This window comes from Actinophytocola sp. (assembly GCF_045807065.1).
In the GTDB taxonomy this organism is placed as follows: Bacteria; Actinomycetota; Actinomycetes; order Mycobacteriales; family Pseudonocardiaceae; genus Actinophytocola.
In genome coordinates this window covers 1-5,505 of record NZ_JBJMIE010000324.1, presented here as the reverse complement: position 1 = coordinate 5,505, position 5,505 = coordinate 1, and the positions used below count along the sequence as shown (strand labels likewise).

The window sequence follows — 5,505 nt, the reverse complement described above, 5'->3', positions numbered from 1 at the left end:
GGTCCGGTACCACGCACGCATGAGCAGCGACCACAACCGCTCCCGCAGCGGGTACTCGTCCACCAGCCGCGGCAACGACGCCGCCACCTCCTCGTCGTGCCCCACCGCCATGTTCGCCTCCGCCATGTCCTCCACGGCGGAGAGCCGCAACTCCTCCAGCCGCGTGACCTCCCTGTGGAGATCCTCGGACGCGGACCGGATGTCCATCAGCGGGCTGCCGCGCCAGAGCCGCAGTGCCGTGTCCAGATCCCGCACGGCCGCGACCGGCTGGTCGTCCTTCAGCGCACGCCGTCCGCTGCGCACCAACCCCTCGAAGATCCGCGCGTCGACCTCGCCGTCCTCGACGTGCAGGAGGTAACCGCCCGCGGTGCGGATCAGCCGGTTGCCTTCCGCGTGCGGCGAGCGGTTCAGCGTCCTACGAAGTTCGGCGACATAGGAGTACAGGTTCGACCGTGCGGACGCGGGTGGACTCGCGCCCCACAAGGCTTGGTTGGCCTCCGCCGTCGACACCGTCCGACCCGCGTTCGCCAGCAACAACGCCAGCAGAGTGCGTGCCTTCAACCTGCTGGGTGTCAACCGCGCGCCCCCGTCGGTGACCTCGAGAGGCCCGAGCATGTAAAACCGCAAAACAAACCCCCGAAATATTTCTCACATTTTTCGGCCGTCACTCCACATGGGAGTCCCCCGTCCGAAATCTCACCTCCATCTTCCACACGAGGTGTTGTGGCAACGATGTGCATTCGAGAAAAACGCAGGTCAAGGCGTTCGAACTGGCTCAGAGACCGACTGAAGTGACAATCCGCACCAGAATGTGACATTAAATGGCGGCGCCACCGAAGTCCACAGCGTGTTGAAAAGTCGAGTGTGGATCGTCCTTGTGCGGCGGCGCCTGAGCACCTACCCGGCGGCGGACACCTTGCCGCGCAGGCCGGCGGCGGCGGCGGGATCCAGTTCCTCCAGTACGGAAAGGGCCTCCTGCCAGTACTTTCGCGCGGTCTCCCGGTCGCCCATGGCTTCGTGGGCGTCACCGAGGTGGTCGAGGGCCTCGCCCTCCGAGGCGCGGTCGCGGAGGTCGCGGGCCAGTGCGACGGACTCGACGAAGCACGCGACGGCCTCCTCGTGACGGGACGCGCGCATGAGGACGTAGCCGATGCTGTCCCACGCGCCGGCTTCGCCGTGGCGGTCGGCCAGTTCGTGGTGCAGCCCCAGCGCGGATCGGCAGTGGGCCTCCGCGTCGGCGAGCATGCCGAGCTGTGCCTCGCACCAGCCGACCGCGTTGAGGGCGCTCGCCTGGCCGGCGCGGTGGCCGAGCTCGCGGAACACGTCCAGGCTGCGCCGCGCGTGCGACAGTGCGCGCCGGTAGTCGTTCTGCCGCACGTACACGTTGCCGATGCCGATGTGCGCGTGGGCGAAGCTGACGAGGTCCCCGCTCCTCTCGTACAGCACGGCGGCACGCTCCTGGTGGTCCAGGGAGGGGCCGTGTTCGCCGGTGAACAGGTACGCGCGGCCGAGGGTGCGGTGCGTCCGCGCCTGTGCGACGAGGTCGTCGAGCTGGACGGCCGCGGTCAACGCCACGTGGTTCGTCGCGATGTAGTCGCGCCAGTGGCCGTGGCGCTCGAAGAAGTCGGTCATCGCCCACGCCAGTTGCCAGGCGTGGACGCCGAACCCGTTCGCCTCCGCCGCGACGACGGCCGCGACCAGTGACGGGCTCTCGCGCACGAACCACGCCATCGCCTCCGCGGCCGATGACAGCGGCACGAGCACCGCGAGGTCGTCGAACTCCGGCAACGCCAGTGGCTGCCGGTGCGGTTTGAGCCGCAGTGCGGCGGCGTACGCGGTGCGCAGGTAGTGGTCGAGCACGCGCCGCAGCGGGGCGTCGCCGTGCTCGGTGGCGAGCTCCGTCGCGTACAGGCGCACCAGGTCGTGCATGCGGTAGCGGCCCGGCTCGTACTCGGCGACCAGGTGCGCGCCGGCCAGCTCGCGCAGCGGCACCCGCACCTCCTCCAGGGGAACGCCGCCGGCGCTCGCCGCGGCGGCCTCGCCGAACACCGGGCCCGGCAGCGCACCCAGCCGGGCGAACAGCGTCGCGGCGGCGGGCGACAGCGCGCGGTAGGACCACGACAGCACGTGCCGCAGACCCGCCGTCTCGTCGCCCAGCATGTCGAGGCGCGTGGCCGCCGGGCGCAGCTCGGCCGCGAAGGCCGACAGCGGGAAGCCCGGCTCGGTGTTCGCGCGGGCCGCCACGATGCCCAGCGCGAGCGGCAACCCGGCACAGCACGTGAGCAGCTCGTCGACAGCGTCCCCGCCGGCCGCGACCCGGTCCGCGCCGAGCTGCGCGACCAGCACCTGCCGCGCGTCCGCTGGGGACAGCACGTCCAGGATGACCGAGCGGGCGCCGGTCGAGGACATCGTCCCGGACAGGCGGTTGCGGCTGGTCACGACCACCGAGCAGCCGGCTCCGCCCGGCAGCAGCGGCGCGACCTGCGCGGAGTCGCGGGCGTTGTCCAGCACCACCAGCACCCGCCGGTCCGCCACGAGGCTGCGGAACAACCCGGCCAGCTCGTCGCGGGTGGCCGGCATCGAGGCGGCCGGCACACCCAACGCGGCGACGAACGCGCGCAACACCGTCTCCGGCGCCACCGGCTCGTCGCGCGGGTCGAAACCACGCAGGTTCGCGAACAGCTGACCGTCGGGGAACCGTGTGGCGTTGTCGTGTGCCCAGCGCAGCGCCAGCCACGTCTTGCCGACGCCGCCGACGCCGGCCAGCACCGACACTCGCGCGGCCCGGTCGGCGTGGTCCAGCTCCGCCAGCTCACGGGCACGCCCGGTGAACCCCGACGGCGCCGCCGGCAGCTGGCGTGGCACCGGACGACCGGGCACCGCCGCGGGCGGTGGCGCGGGCCTGAGCACCGGGTCGGCCCGCAGGATGCGCTGGTGCAGGTCCCGCAGCTCGGCACCGGGGTCGACCCCCAGCTCCTCGCCCAACCGGACGCGCAGGTCGTCGTAGAAGGACAGCGCGCCGGCCTGCCGGCCGCCGCCGTAGAGCGCCAGCATCACCTGGGCGGCCAGCCGCTCGTCCCACGGGTACTCGGCGGCGAGCGCGAGCAGGTCCGGCGTCAGCTCCGCGTGTTGCCCCCGGCGCAGCCGCACGTCGTGGTGGTCGAGGCGGGCGGCGAGGTACTCGCCGGTCAGCGCGTCCCGCACGCCGGCGAGCCACGGGGACTCGAGCCCCGCGAAGGGTTCGCCGCGCCACAGCGCGAGGGCCTTGTCGTACAGGGTGACCGCGTGGACGTCGTCGGCGCGTCTGGCCCGCGCGACCAGACCGCGAAACCGGTGCAGGTCCACGACGTCCTCGTCGACCACCAACACGTACCCGCCCGGCCGCCGGTGCACGCCGACGTCCAGGGCGGACAGCACGGTGCGCAACCGTGACAGATAGCTGCGCAACGTCTCAGTTGGACGGTGCGGCGCGTCCTCGCCCCACACCCGGCCGGCGAGCTGGGTGAGCGGCACGAGCTGGTTGGGCTCGACGGCCAGCACGGCGAGCACGCAGCGCTGCCGAGCTGGACCCAGGTGGACCACCCGACCGTCGACAACGGCGGTGACCTCGCCGAACAGGCGCAGCTCTGCCCGCATAAGCCCCCCTTCGCTCGTGCGAACGCCATCATATGGCCCATCGGGGGTGGCGCCACGCGGCCCCTGCCCCGCGTCGCGCTACCTGCTCCCGCTGGTGGTCGGATCTCCGGTTCTCGGAAGGTTCTGGCGCCGCAGGCGAAGTGGCCGACGGCAGCCTTCACCGGTGCGGGACAGCAGGACCACCCCGAGGACGGCCACCGCGGCAGCGGGAGCCCACACGAGTGCGTGCCCAGGTTCGATCCGCTGGCCGACCAGGAACCGGGCGGCGGGCACGGCCGCGAGCGGATCGAGCAGGACCAGGGCGGGTAGTGACCACGACAACGCGCCGCGGGAGTACGCCTGCTGGCTTCCCCACTGCGCGGTGACCGCGGCGAGCAACGCGGCCCACAACGCCCAGCCGGCCAGCGTGTGCACGAACCCCCGGTCGGTGAACGCCTTCAACGCTGTCGAAATCAGCACCGCCGCGATGCCCGCGGTCGTTCCGGCCGCCGCACCGCAGGCGAACGCCCCCCACGGACCGCGCCCGATACGGCTGCACACAGCCACCAGCCCGACCGCCACGACCACCGAGAGGATGATCGCCCAGGCAGGCGGGAGATGCTCGCCCGCGCCCGAGGTGGGGTGGGCAGCGACCAGGAAGACCGCCAGACCGCCGCACGTGCAGAGAGCGCCGAGGACCTCGAGTCGGGACGGGAGACAACGGCTCCGGAACGAACGGAGCGCGAGCGCGACGACCAGACCGCCGGCCAGCAACGGCTGGACGATCGCCACCGGCGCGAGGGCCAGCGCCGCCACCTGCGACAGGGTGCCCAGGATCGTGGCGCTCTGCCCCACCAGCCACCTGCGCTGACCCACCAGCCGGCGCATCTCCAGACCGTCCTGTGACGTGCTGTTCTCCGCGGCCTCGTGCTGCAGCACCGACCCCACGGAGAACAGCACGGCAGCGACCGCGGCGACAGCGGTGCCCGGGAGGAACGCCGCCACACCAGCCGGAACATGCACCGCCACTCACACCACGCTCCTCGAGGACGCGTCCGCGGCTCGGCCTCGCTCGGCCATCCCGACCAGCCGCCGCACTGACACCGGCTCGTCGCGTCCTGCCATCGCGCCTCCGTCCGCTCCACCCGTGCCGGTCACGCCCGACACCCCTTCCACCAACCGGGACAACGCCATCATGCAGGGCGAAAGGACTGGTCGCCGATCAGCGCCCGACCGCATGCCCGACGTGTCCGGCAGGCGGGGCCAGGCGCACAGCTTCGTTCCGGTCAACGCCGGAACGGTGTCCTGGTTTCCGTCAGGGTGGTCCATTCGCTGACCGGGGCTGGTTTTCCGTAGTAGTAGCCCTGGGCGAGGGCGCATCCGTTCGCGGTGAGGAGCTCTGCCTGTGACCGTGTCTCCACGCCTTCGCCGACGACGGGGGTGTTCAGCACCGCCGCGAGGTCGAGGATGCAGCGCACGATCCCCTCGGCCGTCGGCTCCTCGCCCAGCTGGGTGACGAACGAGCGGTCCACCTTGATCAGGTCGAACGGGTGCCGCTGCAGGTAGCTCAGCGAGGAGTAGCCGGTGCCGAAGTCGTCCAGTGCCACGCGGACACCGAGCGCGCGGATGTCGTGCAGCAACGCCAACGCCGACGGGCGGATCAGCGCGGACTCGGTGAGCTCGAGCGTGAGTCGGCCCGGCGGCAGGCCGGACTCGGCGAGCGTGTCGGCGACGGTGGCCACGAAGTCCTCGGTGTGGAGCTGTCGGGCGGAGACGTTGACGCTCATCCCGATCGCGAAGCCTTCACGCGCCCACTGTGCGGCCTGGCGGCACGCCGCACCCAGCACCCAGTTCCCCAGCGGCACGATGAGCCCGGTCTCCTCGGCCAGC

4 protein-coding genes are annotated in these 5,505 nt (G+C 72.0%); all 4 read right to left on the bottom strand.

Annotated features, from left to right (window positions below; genetic code table 11):
* A partial coding sequence (locus ACJ73U_RS18800; protein WP_407778950.1) for a BTAD domain-containing putative transcriptional regulator occupies positions 1–615 on the bottom strand: 615 nt, incomplete at its 3' end.
* 282 nt (positions 616–897) lie between these two features.
* Positions 898–3,636, bottom strand: a complete 2,739-nt coding sequence (locus tag ACJ73U_RS18795; protein WP_407778949.1) for a BTAD domain-containing putative transcriptional regulator — start codon at positions 3,634–3,636, stop codon at positions 898–900.
* 78 nt (positions 3,637–3,714) lie between these two features.
* Positions 3,715–4,644: a DMT family transporter gene (locus ACJ73U_RS18790; protein WP_407778948.1), complete on the bottom strand. Its 930-nt coding sequence runs from the start codon at positions 4,642–4,644 to the stop codon at positions 3,715–3,717.
* A gap of 257 nt (positions 4,645–4,901) precedes the next feature.
* A partial coding sequence (locus ACJ73U_RS18785) for an EAL domain-containing protein (RefSeq protein WP_407778947.1) occupies positions 4,902–5,505 on the bottom strand: 604 nt, incomplete at its 5' end.